Below are 20924 nucleotides of genomic sequence, written 5' to 3'. Positions count from 1 at the left end.
CGGCGTTGCGGGTTTAGCGCACGCGCATGCCGGGCTTGGCGCCGGGGAACGGCTCCAGCACGTAGATGCCGGCGTCCACCGATTCATCCGCATGGCTGGCGGCCAGCACCATGCCTTCGGACACGCCGAACTTCATCTTGCGCGGGGCCAGGTTGGCCACCAGCACGGTCAGCTTGCCGATCAGGTCTTCGGGCTTGTAGGCCGACTTGATGCCCGAGAACACGTTGCGGTGGCGGCCTTCGCCGGCATCCAGGGTCAGGCGCAGCAGCTTGGTCGAGCCTTCCACGTGTTCGCAGTTGACGATCTGCGCGATGCGCAGGTCGACGCGGGCGAAGTCGTCGATCGAGATGGTCTCGGCGATGGGCTCGCCGCCGGGCACCACCACGGGGGCGGCCGGCGGCTCGAACAGGTCTTCCAGCATCTGCGGTTCGACGCGCTGCATCAGGTGCTTGAACGGCGCCACGCGCTGCGGCAGCACGGCGGCGTCGGCCCAGGTGAACGGCGCCTGCGCGCCGAACAGTTCCAGGGCCACGCGTTCAGCCAGCTCGGGCAGCACCGGCGCCAGCATCACGGACAGCGCCTTGAAGCCCGCCAGCGAGCGCGAGCAGATGTCCTGCAGGGCGGCCTTCTGCGCGTCATCGGCCGTGGCGATGCCCTTGGCCAGGACCCAGGGCTGAGCCGTATCGAACGCCTGGTTGAGGCGATCGGCGTAGGCCATGATTTCGCGGATGGCGCGGTTGTATTCGCGGGCTTCGAACGCGGCGCGGATGGACTCCGCCTGTTCGGCGTACTCCGCGGCCAGCGCCGAGGTGTCGCCCGAATAGCCGAGGACTCCATCGAAATGCTTGGTGATGAAGCTGGCGGCGCGGCTGGCGATGTTGACGTACTTGCCGATCAGGTCGCTGTTGACGCGGGCGATGAAGTCCTCGGGGTTGAAGTCCATGTCTTCGACCCGTGCGTTCAGCTTGGCGGCGATGTAGTAGCGCATCCATTCGGCGTTCATGCCGAGTTCCAGGTAGCGCAGCGGCGAAATGCCGGTGCCGCGGCTCTTGGACATTTTTTCGCCGCTGACGGTGATGAAGCCGTGTACGTTCACGGCATCCGGCGTCTTGCGGCCGGCGAACTTCAGCATCGCGGGCCAGAACAGCGCGTGGAAATACACGATGTCCTTGCCGATGAAATGGACCTGCTCGGTGGGGCCGGCCGGATCGAGCAGCTTGTCGAAGTCCAGGCCCTTGACCGCGCAATATGACTTCAGCGAGGCCAGGTAGCCCACGGGCGCGTCCAGCCAGACGTAGAAGTACTTGCCCGGCGCGTCCGGGATCTCGATGCCGAAATAGGGTGCGTCGCGGGAAATGTCCCAGTCGCCCAGTTTGGCCTCGCCATCGTCCGAGCCCAGCCACTCGCGCGTCTTGGCCAGCATTTCAGGCTGCAGGTGCTTGCCGCCGGCGGCGTTGGAGCCGGTGGTCCACTGCTGCAGGAATTCCACGCAGCGCGGATCGGACAGTTTGAAGAAGAAGTGGTCCGAGGACTTCAGCACCGGCGTGGCGCCGGTCAGCGCCGAGTACGGGTTGATCAGTTCGGTGGGCGCGTAGACCGCGCCGCAGACCTCGCAGGAATCGCCATACTGGTCCTTCGCGTGGCACTTGGGGCATTCGCCCTTGATGTAACGGTCGGCCAGGAACATGCCCTTGACCGGATCGTAGAACTGCTCGATGGAGCGGGTTTCGATCAGGTCCTGGGCCTTCAACGCGCGATAGATGTCTTGCGACAGGGCGACGTTTTCGGCCGAATCGGTGGAATGCCAGTGGTCGAAGCGGATGTGAAAGCCGTTCAGGTACTGCGGGCGCTCGGCGGCGTAGCGCGCCACCAGGGCCTGCGGCGTGATGCCTTCCTTTTCCGCCTTCAGCATGATGGGCGCGCCGTGCGCATCATCCGCACCCACGAAGTGCACCGTGTGGCCCGCCATTCGCATCGAACGAACCCAGATATCGGCCTGGATGTACTCCATGATGTGGCCGATGTGGAAAGATCCGTTGGCGTAGGGCAGCGCAGTGGTGACAAAAAGGGTGCGAGACATGGTTGTCTTTGGAGGTTGAGGGAAAAAGGGGGTAGGCCGGCCATTTTAGGGCAAGCGCGGGGACTTGCCCGGCAACGCCCCATCAATGGCTCAACCCGCCCTTCGCGGCAAGCGAATCAGGCGGGTTGCGTAAGAATGCGGGAACCGGCGCGGATGCGGGGGGCGGCCATCCGCGGGCCGTCCGGCAAGTCAGCTGTGTGGGCGCATAGGCCCACGGCCCGCTTGCGCCGCGGGCGGCGCAAGCATGCTGAAAAGCCGCCGTCAGCGGATTTCGCGGGCTTCGACGTCGATCACGTCGCCGCGCGGCTGCGTGGCGAAGGGGGCGGTGGCGGACTGGAACGGTCCCGGGCGGGCGCCCTGGCGCTGGCTCCAATAGGCGCGTACGCCGAAAGGTTTGCCGCGCACCTTGGCGACCACGTACAGGATCGCCACGGCGATTGCCGTGGAAAGCATGAACACCAGCGCCATCGCCATGCCGATCAAGGCCAGGGCGGCGAATAGGACGGCACGAAAGAAGCGGATAAGTGTGTTGGTCATGAAGATCGGATGCAAAACGCAGCGAAAGGTTCCCGGGTATCCGCTATCCTTTAGGGGATGGCGGGCCGCAGAAGCCGCGCTGCCTACGGAACCATAGTGACATGAGTATAACGATAGAACAAATTCGCGCCGCGCTGCGCGCCGCGCAGGACCCGAATACTGGTATGGATTTGGGTGTTTCTGTAAAAGATCGTGACATCAAGCTGGAAGGCGGACGCGTTTCGCTGGCGCTGGAGCTGGGCTATCCCGCCGACGCCGCGCGCGCACAGGTCCGGGACATCGCCGTGGCGGCGCTGGCCGCCGCCGGCGTGGCCGATGCCCAGGTCGAGGTGACCTGGAAGGTCGCCGCCCACGCGGTGCAGAAGGGCCTGAAGCCGCTGTCCAATGTGCGCAACATTATTGCGGTGGCCTCCGGCAAGGGCGGCGTGGGCAAGAGCACCACGGCCGTCAACCTGGCCCTGGCCCTGGCGGCCGAAGGCGCCAAGGTGGGCGTGCTGGACGCGGACATCTACGGGCCCAGCGTGCCGACCATGCTGGGCATCTCGGGCCGCCCCGAAAGCCTGGACAACAAGAGCATGGAGCCGCTCACGGGTCACGGCCTGCAGGCCAACTCCATCGGCTTCCTGATCGACGCCGACTCGCCCGCCATCTGGCGCGGCCCCATGGTGACGCAGGCGCTGGAACAGCTGCTGCGCCAGACCAACTGGCGCGACCTCGACTACCTGATCGTCGACATGCCCCCGGGCACGGGCGACGTGGCCTTGACGCTGGCACAGAAGGTGCCGGTGGTGGGCGCCGTCATCGTCACCACGCCGCAGGACGTGGCGCTGCTGGACGCGCGCAAGGGCTTGCGCATGTTCCAGAAGGTCGACGTGCCGATCCTGGGCGTGGTCGAGAACATGGCCATCCATATCTGCTCGCAATGCGGGCACGCCGAACATATTTTCGGCGAGGGCGGCGGCCAGCGCATGGCCGAGCAGTACCAGACCCCCTGGCTGGGCAGCCTGCCGCTGACCCTGGCGATCCGCGTGCAGACCGACGCCGGCTCGCCGACCGTGGTGTCGGATCCGGGCAGCGAAGCCGCGGCCCTGTACCGCGGCATTGCCCGCAAGCTGGCGGCTGGCGTGGCCGCGCTGCCACGCGACATGGCCGGGAAATTCCCGTCCATCGTCGTGCAGCAACCGACCTGACGCATGCGGTGGGCAGCACGCGCCTTCTTGGCGGGACTGGTGGTGATGACGGGCGAGGCATGGGCCAAGCGCCCGGAAATCATCGTGGACCCGGGCGGCGTGCCGCCGGCCGCCCTGCAGGCGATCACCGAGGCGGTCGATGCGATCGCGCGGCTGGCGGAAGATCAGGACGGCGGTGAAATCAACCGCTTGCGCCGGCGCGCGCGCGACGCGACGCTGGCGGCCCTGGCCACCCAGGGTTATTTCTCGCCCACGGTGAAGCTCGAGGCCGGCACCGACATCGGCGGAGAAACCTGGGACATCAGCATCGTCTCGGGCAAGCGCACCACGGTCACGTCCGTGGATCTTGATTTCACCGGCCGCATTACCCGGCCCGAGTTCGCCTCGCGGGTACAGAAGCTGCGCGACGATTGGCAGCTCAAGACGGGCCAGCCTTTCATCAATAGCGACTGGAACAAGGCGAAGTCGAGCCTGCTGGACGAAATATCTTCGCGCGACTTCATGCTGGCGCGCATGACCGCGTCGCAGGCGGAAATCGAGGCCGATACGGCCTCGGCCGCCTTGCGCGTCACGATAGACAGCGGCCCTCAGGTGCGCATGGGCGAACTCACCACCGAGGGCCTGAAACGGGTGCCCGAGAAGCTGGTCGAGCGCTATGTACGCTATTCGCCGGGCGCCGCCTATGACCAGAACAAGCTGGACACCTGGCAGCAGGATCTGCAATCCACCGCGTTCTTCCGCGGCGCGTTCGTGTCGCTCGAGCAGCCCGGCACGGCGCAACCGACGCCCGCGCCGAACGCGGACCGCGCGCGCGCGCCTGGTTCGACCGACCTGGCTGCCTCGACGCCTGCGGGCGATCCCGCCGTGTCCGGCGCCATGCCGCCGCCGCCGCCCGCCTATGACTCGAACGGCGAGGTGACTTTGCCGGTGCAGGTGCGGGTGGTGGAAGCGCCGCCCAAGCGCTTCACCGGGTCGATCGGCCTGGACGACGAGGCCGGCGTGCGGGTGGAGTCGCTGTACCGGCAGAACGTGGTCTTCGGCCAGCCGCTCACCATGGAGACGGGCTTCAGCGTGGACCGTTTGCAGCAGCGCGCCTACGCGGACTTCCTGTTGCCGCCGAACGAGCGCGGCTACAAGGATTCCTTCGGCGTGCTTTACGACCACTCCGACATCCAGGGGCTGGACGTGACCCGCTACGCCCTGGGCGCGACGCGCCTGCAAGAGCGCAAGGGCGCGGGCAACAGCCGGGTGGAATACGAGACCCGCTGGGGCCTGCTGCTGGCGCAGGATCACGTGAAGATCGACGGCGGCGACCAATACACGCTGCCGACCTTGACCGCGACTGCGGAATGGCTGCGCCGCGACGTGGACAACAAGTACGATCCGCGCGAGGGCAACCTGATCGCGGTCGGCGGCGGCGTCGGCGTGACGCTGGACACCGGCGAACCCTATACCCGCGCCCGGCTGCGGGCGCAGAAATGGTGGCCCATCGGCAAGCTGGACGTGCTGACCGTACGCGGCGAAGTCGGCCGGGTGTGGTCCAACAGCAAGGTGCGGGTGCCGGACGATTTCGGCTTCCGCACGGGCGGCGCGCGTTCGATCCGCGGCTACAAGTATCAGAGCATCGGCGTGAAGCAAGATGATGCCGTGGTGGGCGCGCCCACGCTGCTGGTCGGCAGCATCGAGTACGACCACTATTTCAATGAGCGCTGGGGCATGGGCGTGTTCGTGGACGCCGGCGACGCCGCGGAATCGTTTGGCGATATGTCGATGGCGGTGGGCTACGGCGTCGGCGCGCGGGTGCGCACCCCAGCCGGCCCGCTATTCCTCGACTTGGCCTACGGCCAGCGCGACCGCGACCTGCGCCTGCATTTTTCCTTGGGGATCGCGTTTTGAAGGGCCTGCGCAAATTTCTGCGCCATGTGCTGGTGTGGTGGTTGCCTGGCCTGGCCATGCTGGCGGTGCTGGCGGGCGGCTTTCTGTTCTGGCTGGTCGGGTCGCAGAACGGCACGCGGCTGCTCCTGACCACGGCCGCCCAGCAATTGAACGGCCAGGCGCTGGACGTGAACGGCTCGCTGCTGCGCGGCGTGTCGGTGGGCAAGCTGGACCTCGACGCGGGCGGTACCCGCGTCGACATCACCGACCTGCATCTGGACGTGAACTGGCGCGCCCTGGGCGATCGCCTGCTGCATGTGCGCGAGGTCTCGGCGGGCTCGGTGTACATCGGCCTGGCCTCATCGCCCGAGACGGCGCCTGCCGAGGATGATGGCGAGCCGTTCTCGCTGCCGGAACTGCCGGTGGATATTGCCGTGGACCGGGTGGCGCTGGGCGACTTCCAGTTGGAGCAGGACGGCCAGCCGCTGCCCGTGACGCTGGGCAATCTGGACGCCACCTTCGCCGCAGGCAAGCAGGGCGCGCAACTGCGCATCGCCAGCCTGCACGTGGGCCATGAGGCCGCGCAGGCGGACATCTCCGGCCAGGCCGAACTGCAAGGCATGGCCGATCCCTGGCCGTTCGCCGCACGGCTGGACGTGACCGCGCGCGGAACCGGCCCCGATTCGCCGCTGTGCGAGGCCGATAAGCTGAGCAGCGTGTATGAACGTCAGGCGGGCGTCGCCAAAAAACCTGATCCCAAGGCCGGCGCCAAGGTCGATCCTAAAGCCGAGGGCAAGGCCGATCCCAAGCACGAAACCAAGGTCGCGCCCGCCGCGCCGTCCGAGCCGCCCCGGCCCGCCTGCCAGGTCGTGCTGCGCGCCGATGCCGCCGGTTCGCTGGATGGTATCCAGGCCAAGCTGGACGGCGAAGGGTCCGGCCTGCTGCTGGACCTGACCGCCGACCTGGCGCCGCGCACGGCGCTGGTGCTGCGCAGCGCCAGGGCGCAGGCGCAACTGCCCGACAAATCGACCCTGGCCGCGCAGCTCGATCTGCAATCCGATACCGCGCAGGGCGCGGGCCGCGAGCGCATCGCGGGCACGATCAGCGCCCAGCGCCTGGATCTGTCGCCCTGGCTGGGCAAGGACATTCCGCCTGCGTTGCTGACCTTGCGCGGCGAGGTGCGGGCCGACATCGAGAACCTGAGCCAGCTGCGCCATGCCGCGGTGGACCTGCGCTTCGAAGAGGGTACGCGCTGGAACAAGCAACCGTTGACCGGCGCGCTCAAGGCCCAGGTAGATATCGCGGCGGCCGATGCCGCGGCGGCCGGTGCCGCGGCAGCCCCGTCGACCGATACCGCCGCGGCCGGCGCAGCGCCTGTCGCTGCCGACGCCGATCCGCTCGCCGGGCTGCGCATCCATGGCCTGGACGTGGACCTGAAGCTGGGCCGCAACCGGATCCAGGCCAAGGGCGAGCTGGACGCCAAGGACGGCGCGTTGACCCTGGACGCCCAGGCGCCCCAGCTCGACGCGTTCTGGCCCGGCATCCCCGGCGGCGCGGAAGTGAAGGGCAAGCTGGCGGGTACGCTGGCCTCGCACCGCGGCGAGCTTGCCGCCGGCTACACGCCGCCCAAGCCGCGCCCGGGCGTTCTGGGCGAGGCTCCCGCCAAGGCCAACATCGCCTTTGCCGGTTCCTGGGGCAAGGGGCCGGCGGGCACGCCAGACGCGGCGCTGGCGGGTTGGCGTGGCACGTTCTCGCGGCTTACGGCCGAGACCGCCGGTTTTGCCGTGTCCGCGGACCGGCCGGTTACGCTGGCCTTCCTGCCGTCTGCCGTGGAGCCGCAATGGCAATGGCAGGTGGGGCAGACGGCGTTGAGCCTGACCCTGCCCGGCAAGGAGCGCGTGGTGCTGGCGCACCGGGGGTCGCGGGGCGGCGGCAAGCGCTGGGAAACCGCGGGCCAGGCCGACAACCTGGTGATCACGGCCGCCATGGCGCGCCAGGTGATCGGCGCGGTCGATCCCGAAGCCGCGGCCAAGCTGGGCAAGCGACCCGGCCGCGTCAACGCGATGGTGCCGGAGGGCCAGCGCCGCATCGCGCTGGACGTGCTGTGGGACCTGAAGTTCGACGGCCGGCTGGGTGGCAAGGCGCGCATCGCGCGCCGCGAGGGCGATCTGCTGATACCGGGCGATCCTCCGATCCCGCTGGGCTTGAAGGCGCTGGTGCTGGACCTGACCGCTACGCCGACGTCCGCCAATGCCAGCCGCCTGGACGCCAAGATCAATCTGGCGACCGACAAGATGGGCGTCGTCAACGGCACCGGCACCGCCGTGCTGGTGGTGGACGCCAAGGGCGGCATGGCGCTGGACCCGCGCCAGCCGCTGCGTGCCAAGCTGGACGCCGACATCGCCGACCTGGCCTGGGTCAGCCTGTTCGTGGGCGACTCGATGGAGGTCGGCGGCTCGGTCAAGGCCAATCTGGAAGCCCAGGGCACCCTGGCTGGAAAATGGTCGGCCAACGGCAACATCCGCGGCGACAAGCTGCGCGTGGTCCGCATCGACGACGGTGTGCGGCTGATCGACGGCACCTTGTCCGCGCGCCTGGACGGCGACCGGGTGGTACTGGATAGCCTGCGCTTCCCGGCCTCGTTGCGGGTGATGCCGGCCGAATGGCGCACCAAGGAATGGATCACCACCAACCCCGAGGCCAAGGGCGGCTACGCCGAGGCCAAGGGACAGTGGAATTTCATCGACGGCGGCGGCGACATCCGGCTGACCCTGTACCGCTTCCCGGCGCTGCAGCGCTCGGACCGCTACGCCATGGTGTCCGGCGTCATCGACCTGAAGGCGGCCATGCCGCGCATCGACATCGTGGGCGACCTGAAGGCGGACGCGGGCTGGTTCAGCCTGGAAATCCTGCAGGGCGTGCCTTCGCTGGACGACGACGTCAAGGTGCGCCGGCCGGGCGACGACCCCGGAACGGTCTCCACGCCGCTGCAGACCAGCATGAACCTGAAGTTCGACATGGGGCCGCGCTTCTACATCACCGGCATGGGATTGGACGCCGGCCTGCTGGGCTCCATCCAGATCCTGCTGCAGGACGGGCGCCTGACCGGCGTGGGCGCGCTGCGCACCCGTGGCGGCGGCATCGAGGCCTACGGCCAGAAGCTGCGCCTGAGCCGCGGCACGCTGACCTTCCAGGGGCGCCTGGACAACCCCTTGCTGGACATCGAGGCGCTGCGCACGGGCGAACAGGTCGAGGCGGGCGTCAAGGTAGTCGGCACCGCCCAGCGGCCGCGCATCGACCTGGTGTCCTATCCGGACGTCAGCGACGTGGAAAAACTGTCCTGGCTGCTGCTGGGCCGAGGCCCCGACGAAAGCGGCGGCGACGCCGCGCTGCTGATGTCGGTGGGTACGGCGCTGCTGGGCGGCGGACAGCCGTTCTACAAGCAGTTCGGCCTGGACGACGTCAGCATCAAGACGGGCAACATCGGTAGCTCGGGCAGCATCCTGCCGGACCGCACGGTGGCCGGCGACGTCAACCGGGACAGCGACAGCCAGCTTGCCACGCAATTCCTGGTGGCCAGCAAGACTTTCGCCAATGGCATCACGCTGAGCGTGGAGCAGGCGCTGGCGGGCAGCGATACCGTCGGCCGGGCCAGCTACCGGCTGGCGCGCGGCCTGTCGGTGGACCTGAAGGGCGGGGCGGTCAACGGCATCGCGCTGGTCTACCGGACCTTCTGGGGGAACTGAGGCAAAGCCGGGCGGGATCGCGCCGCCCGGCCCCTGCCGGCGGGGCTATCCGCACTCGGGATAAAATGGCGTCCATTCCATTCCCTAGCACCATTCCCACCATGAGCATCAAAAGCGACCGCTGGATCCGCCGCCAGGCCGAAGCCGGCATGATCGAACCCTTCGAAGCAGGGCAGGTCCGCACGGCCAATGGCGGGCGCATCGTCAGCTACGGCACCAGCAGCTACGGCTACGACGTGCGCTGCGCCGACGAATTCAAGATCTTCACGAACATCAATTCCACCATCGTCGATCCCAAGAACTTCGACGAAGGCTCGTTCGTGGATTTCAAGGGTGACGTCTGCATCATCCCGCCCAATTCCTTCGCGCTGGCCCGCACGGTCGAGTATTTCCGCATCCCGCGCAGCGTCCTGACGGTTTGCCTGGGCAAGAGCACGTACGCGCGCTGCGGCATCATCGTCAACGTCACGCCGCTGGAACCCGAATGGGAAGGCCACGTCACGCTGGAATTTTCGAACACCACGCCGCTGCCGGCCAAGATCTACGCGGGCGAAGGCTGCGCGCAGATGCTGTTCCTGGAAAGCGACGAGGTTTGCGAGACCTCCTACCGTGACCGCGGCGGCAAGTACCAGGGCCAGCGTGGCGTGACCCTGCCGCGCACCTGAAGCTTCAGTCCGCGCGCCGGGGCGCCGCGCGCAGGTAGTCGATATCCCATTCGCTTTCGCCGGTCTGCACGAACCCGTGCCGGCGGTAGAAGCGGTTCGAATCGCTGTCGCGCAGCGCGCCCAGGCGCACTGGCAGACCCTGGCGGTCCGCCTCCTGCAGAATCATCCGCATGACCTGGCCGCCCAGCCCCCCGCCCTGAAGAGCGGGACGGATGTACAGGTGATCCAGGCGCAAGCCGTTGCCCTCCGGGCGCAACGCGTAAAACCCTAGCCGTTGGCCGTCCAGTTCGATGGACCAGGTATGTTCCGGCTGGAACGTGCTGCGCAGGCGCGAACGCGCGCGCTGGGGATCAAAGCGCCCCAGACGCTCAAGGCTTTCACGCATGGCTTCGATGCGCAGCGCCAGCAGGTCCTCGAAATCGGCTTCCGAGACCGGCGAGTACTGCAACTGCGGCGTGGCGACTTCGTCATAGCCCCGGCCCAGGAACTGCAGGATGCAGATGCCGTGCCCGTAGGGATCGCTCAGGTGGGCGATGCGGCCCCAGTTATGCGAGACGGCCGGGTCTTCCAGGCGCGCGCCGGCGGCCACCGCCTGCTCGACCGCGCGGTCCGCGTCCTCCACCACCACGTCCAGGTGTACCGGCGTCCAGTGGCGCGCGTAGTCGCGCGGCTGGCGCGTGGCGCCGGCCGCGGGCGTGCCGGCGGCCTTTTCCAGCAGATAGATGGGCGCGTCCGCCCCTGCCATCTCGGCCGCTTTCGGTCCCAGCCGGCGTTGCAGCGTCAGGCCGAAAGCGCGGTGATAGAAGTCGATGGCGTGTTCGAGATCGGGCACGTCGATGTTGACCAGGATGCGCATGGGGATTTCGTCTGCTGGATAAGGGCGAAAAACATATCATGGCCGCCGCGCCCGGTGTTACTTGCCAATGCGCTAAAGAACATCGCCGCCGCGTCCGTAAAAGACAGTACATGTGTTTGCCGATTTGGCGACGTCATTTCCGCAAGCGTTAGAAAAGCCCCGATCCGTGCGTTACCCCCATATCCCCTGGCTGCCTCTGTTGTTCTATCCTGCGCTGCCGGTGGCCGCCGCGGTGGGGTTGCTGCTGTGGCGCGAATGGCCGCCGGCCCTGACGCAGATCGTGCCGTTCGTGCCCTGGGTGATGGCGCTGATCGGCGTCGCCGTGTGCCTGATGTACCAGCGCGCGCAACCCATGGTGCTGATGCTCAGCGTGCTGGCCGCCACCGCAGGCTGGCCCGCGCTGGCCAGCGAGGCGCCTTGGGCCGTCGGGCCGGCGCTGGCGTGGTGGTCGCTGGCCTACACCATCAACGCCCTGTGGTCCGAACGTTCCAGCATGCTGTTGGACCTGGCCGCCCGCATCGGCCTGATCGCCGCCGGCGCGGCCGCGATTGCGCTGACCGGCAAGGAAGGCGTGAGCGATCTGCTCGGCATGTTGTCCGTGCAGGGCAGGCTGGCGCACTTGAGCGTGCCGATCGAAGGAATGATTGCCTTGCTGGCCACCGGTCTGACGCTGACGCTGCTGCTCTTGCGCTATGGCCGTCCGCAGCAGGCGGGGCAGTGGCTGGGCTTTGTGTGCATGGCCTGGGCCTTGCCGCGCGGGGCGGAGCACCCTATCGAACTGGCGCTGATGTCCACCGCGGCGCTGACGGCGCTGTGCATTTCGCTGGCGCATGAAGGCTTCCACATGGCCTTTCGCGACGAGCTGACCGGCCTGCCGGGCCGGCGCGCGCTGAACGAGAGGCTGCAGCGCATGGGCCGCGTCTACACGCTGGCGATGGCCGATGTGGACAATTTCAAGGCCTTCAACGACACCCACGGCCACGACGTGGGCGATCAGGTGCTGCGCATGGTGGCGGCCCAGTTGCGGCGCGTGCCCGGCGGCGGCCAAGCCTACCGCTACGGCGGCGAGGAATTCACCCTGGTGTTTCCCGGCAAGACCGCGGCGGAAAGCATGCCGCATCTGGAAAGCGTCAGGCGCTCCATCGAGGCCTACCAGATGCGGCTGCGCGACAAGCCAGCGCGCCCCAAGGCCGACCAGATCGGCCTACGCCGCCGCAGCGGGCGCGATGCGCGCAGTGCCCGGCCGTTGCGGGTCACGGTCAGCATAGGCGTGGCCGAGCGCAGCGAGGCCCTGCGCGCGCCCGAGTCGGTCATCAAGGCGGCGGACCAGGCGCTCTACAAGGCCAAGGACGAGGGCCGCAATCAGGTGCGAGCCTACAGCACGCGGCGGCGGGCGGGCGCGGCCTGACGCGGCCCGGCCTGACGCGGCTCGGCCTGACGCGGCTCGGCCTGACGCGGCCCCGCTACTTGCCGGCCAGCGGTAGCGCCATCAGCGCTTCATCGTAGAGTTCGCCGTTCACGCACAACGCTTCGCGCTCGCGCCCATACTCGGTGAAGCCCAGGCTGAGGTACAACGCGGTCGCGGCCAGATTGTTGGCGGTCACGCTCAGCTGCACCTGGCGGATGCCGCGCATGCCCTCGGCGTGGGCAATTGCCGCTTGCATCAGCTGCCGGGCCAGGCCCTGGCCGCGCTGCGCCGGCGCCACGTACATGCTCCAGATATGCGCCTTATGGCGCATCTTCAGTTTGCGCTGCCGGCCCACGCCGATGATGCCCGCCAGGGCCTCGCCGCAAAACGCGCCGAACATCGCGCTGTCGTCCGAAGGCTGAATCCAGCCGCGGATATCCTCCAATGTCAGCGTGTGTTCCTCTTCGTAACTCGATCCGAACGATTCAGGGGTTTCCACCAGGGCGTCCAGGCGCAATTGGCGCAACGGCGCGGCATCGGCGGGAACAAGGCGTCGGACAATGGCAGGAGGCATGGGCGGCAAGTGTTGGGAATAGGGAACGTTTGGCTGTGGTTTGGGCAGTATAGGGGGGCACGCTGCCTATAATGGTCCTAACGCCGCTTGCGGTTTTCACAAAGGAGCCAATGATGTTCGGTTTCCTCAAGATAAACCAGGACGCCAAGCGCGACGAAGTCCAGGAAGAGTTCGTGGCGCGTGTGGCGGATGCCGCGCAGGAATTTGTCCAGGCAGCCGGTTCTACCGGTGCCGTGCTGGACTACACACCGTCCAGCGTCCATGCGCTGGACGAAGCGCTGGAGGCCGCCCACGTCGGGACCCTGCCTCTCACCCCCATGCAGACTGTCGGCGCTGCCGCCTACCTCTACGAGGTGGGACGCCGCGCGCATGGCGGCCTGTACGAAGTGTGCGACGACGAGGATCCGGTGGTGCTGGTCTGCGGCGAACCCGGAACCGAGGTCTGCTTCGGCGCCATCGCCAAGGTCGAGCGGCGCATCCGCTACGGGTCCGCCGAGGCCATCCCACCCTATTTCGAACAGTTCCTGACGGCCTTGCAGGCGGGCGAGGCGAGCACCATCCGCTAGCGTCGCGCAACGCTGCGGGCGCCGGTTTGCTCCCCGACGCGGCCCGGGTTTCTGTGCTGAAAGCGTCCGCTTTTGGCGCGATGACAACGGCCGTCCGGGCCTTTCCGGGATTTCCCTTAGGACTGTAAGAAAAACAGCCCTACAATTCGGCCATTCCCGCCGCCCTGGCGGGTGCTCGCGCCGTCTGTCATCAGGCGGATTTTTACTAGAAGTACACTCGCGCCGCGATAAGCGTCCGAACCCGCCTTGCCCCCAGGAGCGCCTGCATGAAATTCCGCTTCCCCATTTTCATCATCGACGAAGACTACCGTTCCGAGAACGCGTCCGGTCTGGGTATCCGCGCCCTGTCCGCGGCGATCGAGGCCGAGGGCGTCGAGGTGATCGGGGTGACCAGTTACGGCGACCTGAGTTCGTTCGCCCAGCAGCAGAGCCGGGCCAGCGCCTTCATCCTGTCGATCGACGACGAAGAGTTCGACGTGGATTCGCCCGAGGACGTGGCCAGCGCCATCAAGAACCTGCGCGCCTTCATCGGCGAGCTGCGCTTTCGCAACGCCGACATCCCCATCTACCTGTACGGCGAGACGCGCACTTCCGAGCACATCCCGAACGACATCCTGCGCGAGCTGCACGGCTTCATCCACATGTTCGAGGACACCCCCGAATTCGTGGCGCGCCACATCATCCGCGAAGCCCGCAGCTACGTCGACAGCCTGCCGCCGCCGTTCTTCCGCGAACTGGTCAAGTACGCGCAGGACGGTTCCTACTCCTGGCACTGTCCGGGCCACTCCGGCGGCGTGGCGTTCCTGAAGAGCCCGGTGGGCCAGATGTTCCACCAGTTCTTCGGCGAGAACATGCTGCGCGCCGACGTCTGCAACGCCGTGGACGAACTGGGCCAGCTGCTGGACCACACCGGCCCGGTGGCCGAATCCGAATTGAATGCCGCGCGCATCTTCCACGCCGACCACTGCTTCTTCGTGACCAACGGCACCTCCACCTCCAACAAGGTGGTGTGGCATGCCAACGTCGCCGCGGGCGACGTGGTGGTGGTGGACCGCAACTGCCACAAGTCGATCCTGCACGCCATCACGATGACGGGCGCGATCCCGGTGTTCCTGCGCCCCACGCGCAACCACCTGGGCATCATCGGCCCGATCCCGCTGGAAGAATTCCATCCGGACAACATCCGCAAGAAGATCGAAGCCAACCCCTTCGCGCGCGAAGCGGTGAACAAGAATCCGCGCATCCTGACGCTGACGCAAAGCACGTATGACGGCGTCATCTACAACGTGGAAATGATCAAGAAGCAGCTCGGCAGCTATGTCGACACGCTGCACTTCGACGAAGCCTGGCTGCCGCACGCGTCGTTCCACGAGTACTACCAGGACATGCACGCCATCGGCGTGGACCGTCCGCGCAGCCAGGACGCGATGGTGTTCGCCACCCACTCCACGCACAAGCTGCTGGCCGGCATCTCGCAGGCCTCGCAGATCATCGTGCAGGAGTCCGAGACCCGCAAGCTGGACCGCAACGTCTTCAACGAAGCCTACCTGATGCACACGTCCACCTCGCCCCAGTACGCGATCATCGCGTCCTGCGACGTGGCCGCCGCCATGATGGAACCGCCCGGAGGCACCGCGCTGGTCGAGGAGAGCATCCGCGAAGCCCTGGACTTCCGCCGCGCCATGCGCAAGGTGGAATCCGAGTTCGGCAAGAACGACTGGTGGTTCAAGGTCTGGGGCCCCAACCGCCTGGTGTCCGAAGGCATCGGCAACCGCGACGAATGGATCCTGGAATCCAACGACCACTGGCATGGTTTCGGCGAAATGGCCGAAGGCTTCAACATGCTGGACCCGATCAAGGCCACCATCATCACCCCGGGCCTGGACATGTCGGGCAGCTTCGGCGAAACCGGCATCCCGGCCGCGCTGGTGTCCAAGTACCTGACCGAGCACGGCGTGGTGGTCGAGAAGACCGGCCTGTATTCGTTCTTCATCCTGTTCACCATCGGCATCACCAAGGGCCGCTGGAACACGCTGCTGACCGCCTTGCAGCAGTTCAAGGACGACTACGACCGCAACCAGCCGCTGTGGCGCATCCTGCCGGAATTCTGCCGCGACCATCGCCGCTACGAGCGCATGGGCCTGCGCGATCTGTGCCAGGAGATCCACGAGGCCTACCGCGCGCGCGACGTGGCCCGCCTGACCACCGAGATGTACCTGAGCGACATGGTGCCGGCGCTGAAGCCGTCGGACGCCTTTGCCCGCATGGCGCACCGCGAGGTCGAGCGCGTCGACATCGACAAGCTGGAAGGCCGCGTCACCGGCGTGCTGTTGACGCCGTATCCTCCGGGCATCCCGCTCCTGATCCCGGGCGAACGCTTCAACCGCACCATCGTCCAGTACCTGCAGTTCGCGCGCGAGTTCAACCAGCGCTTCCCGGGCTTCGAAACCTACATCCACGGCCTGGCCGACGAAGTGGGTCCGGACGGCGAAAAGCGTTACTACGTCGACTGCCTGATCGAAGACTGATGTTCGATGTAGCAGTACTGGGCGCCGGCGCCGCGGGCATGATGTGTGCCGCGGTCGCCGGCCAGCGCGGCTTGCGCGTGGTGCTGGTCGACCACGCCGAGCGCCTGGCGGAGAAAATCCGCATTTCCGGCGGCGGCCGCTGCAATTTCACCAATATCGGCGCCGGTCCCGCCAACTTCCTTTCCGAAAACCCGCATTTCTGCCGGTCGGCCCTGTCGGGCTACACGCCGCAGGACTTCCTGGCGCTGATGAAGCGCCATCACATCGCCTGGCACGAGAAGCATCGCGGCCAGCTGTTCTGCGACGATTCCAGCGAATCCGTCATCGAGATGCTGCGCGCCGAATGCGATGCGGGCAGGGTGCAGTGGCGCATGGGATGTTCGGTGGCCGAGATCGCCCATGGCGAACAGGGTTACGAGCTGCGTACCAGCCAGGGCCCGATCCGGGCCGCGAAATTGGTGGTGGCCACCGGCGGCATGGCCATTCCCCAGTTGGGCGCCACCGATTTCGGCCTGAAGATCGCGCGGCAGTTCGGCCTGAAAGTGGTGGAGCCGCGGCCCGCCCTGGTGCCGCTGACCTTCGATGCCGAACACTGGCGATCTTTGTCCGAATTGTCCGGCGTGGCGCTGGAGGTCAATCTGCAAACAGGGCAGGGCAAGGCGCGTGGCGAGTTCCTCGAGGATCTGCTGTTCACCCATCGCGGCCTGTCCGGTCCCGCCATCCTGCAGATCTCCAGCTACTGGAAACCCGGCGAGCCCATCGTGATCGATCTGGCGCCCGGCCGCGACTTGGCCGAGGAACTGCTGGCATCGAAGTCGGGCAACCGGCAACAGCTGCATACCGTGCTGGCGGGCCTCTGGCCCAAGCGCCTGGCCGACCGCTGGCTGCATCTGGCGGAGCAGGGCGGCAAGCCCGGCCTGGCGGCATTGCGCCTGGCGGACGCGCCGGACAAAACCCTGCGCGCCTTGGCGCAGGACATCCATCAATGGACCCTGGTGCCCAGCGGCACGGCCGGCTACAAAAAGGCCGAAGTGATGCGCGGCGGCGTGGACACGCGCGGCCTGGACCAGAAGTCCATGCAGGCCAAGACCGCCGCCGGCCTCTATTTCATCGGCGAGGCCGTGGACGTGACGGGCTGGCTGGGCGGCTACAACTTCCAGTGGGCCTGGGCCTCCGGTGTCGCCTGCGGCAAGGCGCTCTAGTTTTTCCGACGGGGCAGGGCGCCGATAGGCCGGCGCTATGGCAGGAATTGGAAGCCTGCCGTTGTGATATTAAATAAAAATACTTATCATTTATGTTTCTGATAATGATCCAAACCCTGAACAGGGGGCGGATCCCACGGAGACATGCATGGCCTACACCCTTCCGCCCCTGCCTTACACCTACGACGCCCTGGAGCCTCACATCGACGCGATGACGATGGAGATCCACTACAGCAAGCACCATCAGACCTACGTCAACAGTCTGAACGCCGCGCTGGAGGGCGCGGGCATCGCCACTGACGAGCCGGTTGAATCCCTGGTGGCGCGGCTGGAGCAATTGCCCGAAGCCGTCCGCGGCGCGGTGCGCAACCATGGCGGCGGCCATGCGAACCACAGCCTGTTCTGGGCGGTCATGTCGCCCGAGGGCGGAGGCGAGCCGGATGGCGCCCTGGCGGCGGTCATCGAAGCCGAGCTTGGCGGCCTGGCCGCTTTCCGCGACGCTTTCACCAAGGCCGCGCTGACCCGTTTCGGCAGCGGTTGGGCCTGGCTCTCGGTCACGCCGGCCGGCAAGCTCACGGTGGAAAGCAGCGCCAACCAGGACAGCCCCCTGATGCAGGGCAACACGCCCATCCTGGGGCTGGACGTGTGGGAACACGCCTACTACCTGAAGTACCAGAACCGCCGGCCCGAGTACATCGGCGCCTTTTACAATGTCGTGAACTGGCCTGAAGTGGCGCGCCGCTACGCGGCGGCCCAGCGCTAAGCGCATTCCTGGCAAGGAGGGCAGCGGCACATGAATACATTCAGCCGTCATCGCGTGCGGCCGGCGGCCACCAGCATCAGCGTGTGGACCCTGGCCGTATTGGTGGCCTGCCTGGGCCTGCACCAGCTGTGGGCCTATCTGGACGTGCGCGCGCCGCACGTCGCCGACGCCCTGCTGGGCGGTCTGGTGGCCGCCGCCGCCACGGCGCTGGGCACCCTGCCCATCCTGTTCGCCCGCAGCATTCCGCAAAAAGTGCAGGACAGCATGTTCGGTTTCGGCGCCGGCGTGATGCTGGCGGCCAGCGCCTTTTCGCTGGTGGCGCCCGGTATCGCGGCGGGTCGCGACCTGGGCTATGGCCCTTGGGGCGCCGGGCTGACGGTGGGCGCCGCCCTGCTGCTGGGGGCGGCGGTGCTGCTGCTCATGGACCGCACGCTGCCGCATGAGCATTTCATCAAGGGCAGGGAAGGCATCGAGGCGCATCGTCTGCGCCGCACCTGGCTGTTCGTTTTCGCCATTACCTTGCACAACCTACCCGAGGGCCTGGCGATAGGCGTGGGCTATGCGGGCAACGACGCCATGCGCGGCACCGCGCTGGCCACCGGCATCGCGATCCAGGACATTCCCGAAGGCCTGGTGGTGGCCGTGGCGCTGCTGGCTGCGGGCTACCAGCGCGCGTTCGCCGTGGCGCTGGGCATGCTGTCCGGGCTGGTCGAACCGCTGGGGGCAGTATTGGGCGCCGCCGTGGTCGGCTGGTCCGAGCCGCTCTTGCCCTGGGGCCTGGGCTTTGCCGCCGGCGCCATGCTGTTCGTGATCAGCCACGAGATCATCCCGGAATCGCACCGCAAGGGGCATGAGGTCTACGCGACCTGCGGCCTGATGCTGGGCTTCGTGCTGATGATGCTGCTGGACACGGCGCTGGGTTGAGGCCCGCGCGGGCATTCCCTGGCCGCGGCTTTCGTTGTATGCTTGCGCCGCTGTCACGCATGTTGCGGGAGAGAGCGGCCTGTACGTCCGGCCGCCGCCGAAGGCGCAATTCGCCCGGAATCGCTCAGGTAACCCATACCGCCCATGCTTGCCCCGTCCCGGTTTTCTCACCGTGTGGACCCGGCAAAACAGTACTCTGGAGAGACCTGGCGCCGCCCCTGAACTAGGGACATAGCGAGCAGCCCAGGCGCCGAAGGTGCAAACCCGCCATGCGGGGCAACTCTCAGGCAAAAGGACAGAGGGGCGGAAGATTCAGCCGTAGTGCAGGCGCAGGCCGCCGTGCACCACCGGCATTCCGTAACCCTGGCAACACTGCCGTCCCGGAGTTTCCGCGCATGTCCGCAACCCTCAAACGCACCCCGCTGGCCGAAGAACACGTCGCCTCTGGCGCCCGCATGGTCGACTTCGGCGGCTGGGACATGCCGCTGGCCTACGGTTCGCAGCTGGAAGAACACCACGCCGTGCGCCAGGACGCCGGCATGTTCGACGTGTCGCACATGCTGAACGTCGACGTCATCGGCCCCGACGCCTATGCCTTTCTTCAGCGCCTGGTCGCCAACGACGTGGCCAAGCTCACCGTGCCCGGCAAGGCGCTGTATAGCTGCATGCTGAACCCCCAGGGCGGCGTGATCGACGACCTGATCATTTATTTCTTCGCCGCCGATGAATGGCGCGTGGTGGTCAACGCCGGCACCGCCGACAAGGACGTGGCCTGGATGCAGCGCGTCAAGCAGGCCGGCCAGTTCGACGTCGCCATCACGCCGCGCCGCGATTTGGCCATGGTGGCCGTGCAGGGCCCCAACGCCCGCGCCAAGGTCTGGGCCGCGCGCCCGGCGTGGCAAGCCGCCAGCGAGCCGCTGACCGCCTTCGTGGCCGCCCGCGTGGGCGACGACACTCTGGTGGCCCGCACTGGCTACACGGGCGAAGACGGTTTTGAAATCGTGCTGCCCGCCGCCGAGGTCGTGCAGCTGTGGCGCGACCTGGTCGCCCAGGGCGTGCGCCCTTGCGGTCTGGGCGCGCGCGACACGCTGCGCCTGGAAGCCGGCATGAATCTCTATGGCCAGGACATGGACGAGCTGACCCAGCCCGACCAGGCCGGCCTGACCTGGACCGTGTCCCTGAAAAACGCCGAGCGCCGCTTCATCGGCCGCGACGCGCTGGAACAATTCGCCACCCCCGCCACCTTCATCGGCCTGAAGCTGCAAGAGCGCGGCGTCATGCGCGCGCACATGGCCGTGCGCACCAAGGAAGGCACGGGCGAGCTCACCAGCGGCACCATGTCGCCCACGCTGGGCGTGTCGATCGGCTTCGCGCGGCTGCCGCAAGGCGTGAAGCCGGGCGATACGGTCGAGGTCGACATCCGCGGCAAATGGGTGCCTGCCCTGGCCTGCAAGTTGCCGTTCGTGCGTAACGGCAAAGCGGTCGAACACTCGTAAACTCGAAGCTTCGCGCGAGCCGCCGGCCCCTGGGGCGACGGCCGCCCGCGCGAGGCGCGCAACACCATTCATCTACCCGCATTCCCTCAGGAGTTCCCATGAGTCTGCCCACCGATCGCAAGTACACCGAGTCCCATGAATGGGTCAAAGCCGAAGGCGACGTGTTCGTCGTCGGCATCACCGATACCGCCCAGGATCAATTGGGCGATCTGGTCTTCGTCGGCGACGTGAAGGTCGGCGCCAAGCTGAACGCCGGTGAAACCGCCGGCGTGGTCGAGTCGGTCAAGGCCGCTTCGGACATCTACGCTCCCGTGGCCGGAGAGATCGTCGCCTTCAACGAAGAACTGGAAAACAACCCCAACCTGATCAACGATTCGGCTTTCACCGCCTGGATCTTCAAGATCAAGCCGGTCAACGCCGCCGACGCCGACAAGTTGCTCGACGCCGCCGGCTACGAAGCCGTCGCCAACGGCTAAGCCGCTGGTCCGGATCGGGCGCGCAAGCGCCAGCCCGC

Annotated in this window: 16 protein-coding genes and 2 riboswitches; of the genes, 12 read left to right on the top strand and 4 right to left on the bottom strand. The window is 67.2% G+C overall.

The window, feature by feature from the left end; all coding sequences use genetic code 11:
* Positions 1–13: 13 nt before the first annotated feature.
* Both metG and AXYL_RS27970 read right to left on the bottom strand, forming a co-directional pair.
* On the bottom strand, positions 14–2080 hold the full coding sequence (gene metG / locus AXYL_RS27975) for a methionine--tRNA ligase (protein ID WP_013396248.1): 2067 nt from the start codon (positions 2078–2080) through the stop codon (positions 14–16).
* A gap of 261 nt (positions 2081–2341) precedes the next feature.
* Positions 2342–2617, bottom strand: a complete 276-nt coding sequence (locus AXYL_RS27970; RefSeq protein WP_006226181.1) for a hypothetical protein — start codon at positions 2615–2617, stop codon at positions 2342–2344.
* Positions 2618–2718: 101 nt separating this feature from the next.
* Here AXYL_RS27970 and apbC point away from each other — a divergent pair, with 101 nt between their 5' ends.
* From apbC to dcd, 4 genes are all read left to right on the top strand, one after another.
* Positions 2719–3807 carry an iron-sulfur cluster carrier protein ApbC gene (gene apbC / locus AXYL_RS27965; protein WP_013396246.1) on the top strand — a complete coding sequence of 363 codons (1089 nt, stop codon included), beginning with the start codon at positions 2719–2721 and terminating at the stop codon, positions 3805–3807.
* A 3-nt stretch (positions 3808–3810) separates the two neighbouring features.
* Complete coding sequence (locus tag AXYL_RS27960; protein WP_041654364.1) at positions 3811–5703, top strand: autotransporter assembly complex protein TamA; 1893 nt, start codon at positions 3811–3813, stop codon at positions 5701–5703.
* Positions 5700–9428: a translocation/assembly module TamB domain-containing protein gene (locus AXYL_RS27955; protein WP_013396244.1), complete on the top strand. Its 3729-nt coding sequence runs from the start codon at positions 5700–5702 to the stop codon at positions 9426–9428. Before AXYL_RS27960 ends, AXYL_RS27955 begins: the two co-directional genes overlap by 4 nt.
* Before the next feature lie 101 nt (positions 9429–9529).
* Entirely contained in the window at positions 9530–10093 is a 564-nt protein-coding gene (gene dcd / locus AXYL_RS27950; protein WP_041654363.1) for a dCTP deaminase, read from the top strand.
* A gap of 4 nt (positions 10094–10097) precedes the next feature.
* Here dcd and AXYL_RS27945 read toward each other — a convergent pair whose 3' ends face one another.
* Positions 10098–10949 carry a VOC family protein gene (locus tag AXYL_RS27945; protein WP_013396242.1) on the bottom strand — a complete coding sequence of 284 codons (852 nt, stop codon included), beginning with the start codon at positions 10947–10949 and terminating at the stop codon, positions 10098–10100.
* A gap of 166 nt (positions 10950–11115) precedes the next feature.
* Between AXYL_RS27945 and AXYL_RS27940 the strand changes: the two genes are divergently transcribed.
* Positions 11116–12357 (top strand): sensor domain-containing diguanylate cyclase, encoded by a 1242-nt coding sequence (locus AXYL_RS27940; protein WP_013396241.1) that lies wholly within the window; start codon positions 11116–11118, stop codon positions 12355–12357.
* A 55-nt stretch (positions 12358–12412) separates the two neighbouring features.
* On the opposite strand, the gene AXYL_RS27935 is transcribed toward AXYL_RS27940, so the two are convergent.
* Positions 12413–12931 carry a GNAT family N-acetyltransferase gene (locus tag AXYL_RS27935; protein ID WP_013396240.1) on the bottom strand — a complete coding sequence of 173 codons (519 nt, stop codon included), beginning with the start codon at positions 12929–12931 and terminating at the stop codon, positions 12413–12415.
* Positions 12932–13044: 113 nt separating this feature from the next.
* Between AXYL_RS27935 and AXYL_RS27930 the strand changes: the two genes are divergently transcribed.
* The 7 genes from AXYL_RS27930 (at position 13045) to gcvH (ending at position 20886) form a co-directional block, all read left to right on the top strand.
* Positions 13045–13497: a hypothetical protein gene (locus tag AXYL_RS27930; RefSeq protein ID WP_013396239.1), complete on the top strand. Its 453-nt coding sequence runs from the start codon at positions 13045–13047 to the stop codon at positions 13495–13497.
* Positions 13498–13763: 266 nt separating this feature from the next.
* The gene (locus tag AXYL_RS27925; protein WP_013396238.1) at positions 13764–16025 is read left to right on the top strand and encodes an arginine/lysine/ornithine decarboxylase; all 2262 of its coding nucleotides are present in this window, start codon (positions 13764–13766) and stop codon (positions 16023–16025) included.
* A complete protein-coding gene (locus AXYL_RS27920) occupies positions 16025–17227 on the top strand; it encodes an NAD(P)/FAD-dependent oxidoreductase (protein ID WP_013396237.1) in 1203 nt (400 codons plus the stop codon). The genes AXYL_RS27925 and AXYL_RS27920 overlap by 1 nt, the downstream gene beginning before the upstream one ends.
* Before the next feature lie 148 nt (positions 17228–17375).
* Positions 17376–17990 (top strand): superoxide dismutase, encoded by a 615-nt coding sequence (locus AXYL_RS27915; protein ID WP_013396236.1) that lies wholly within the window; start codon positions 17376–17378, stop codon positions 17988–17990.
* A 30-nt stretch (positions 17991–18020) separates the two neighbouring features.
* Positions 18021–18914, top strand: a complete 894-nt coding sequence (locus tag AXYL_RS27910) for a ZIP family metal transporter (RefSeq protein WP_013396235.1) — start codon at positions 18021–18023, stop codon at positions 18912–18914.
* 55 nt (positions 18915–18969) lie between these two features.
* Positions 18970–19065: riboswitch (glycine riboswitch) on the top strand.
* Positions 19066–19100: 35 nt separating this feature from the next.
* A riboswitch (glycine riboswitch) is annotated at positions 19101–19223 on the top strand.
* Positions 19224–19309: 86 nt separating this feature from the next.
* The gene (gcvT, locus tag AXYL_RS27905; protein ID WP_013396234.1) at positions 19310–20410 is read left to right on the top strand and encodes a glycine cleavage system aminomethyltransferase GcvT; all 1101 of its coding nucleotides are present in this window, start codon (positions 19310–19312) and stop codon (positions 20408–20410) included.
* A 98-nt stretch (positions 20411–20508) separates the two neighbouring features.
* Positions 20509–20886, top strand: a complete 378-nt coding sequence (gcvH, locus tag AXYL_RS27900; protein WP_013396233.1) for a glycine cleavage system protein GcvH — start codon at positions 20509–20511, stop codon at positions 20884–20886.
* Positions 20887–20924: the final 38 nt, after the last annotated feature.

Source organism: Achromobacter xylosoxidans A8 (genome assembly GCF_000165835.1).
Lineage (GTDB): Bacteria > Pseudomonadota > Gammaproteobacteria > Burkholderiales > Burkholderiaceae_B > Achromobacter > Achromobacter xylosoxidans_B.
The sequence above is the reverse complement of the archived record's forward strand: the minus strand, read 5'-3'. Positions and strand labels throughout refer to the sequence as shown.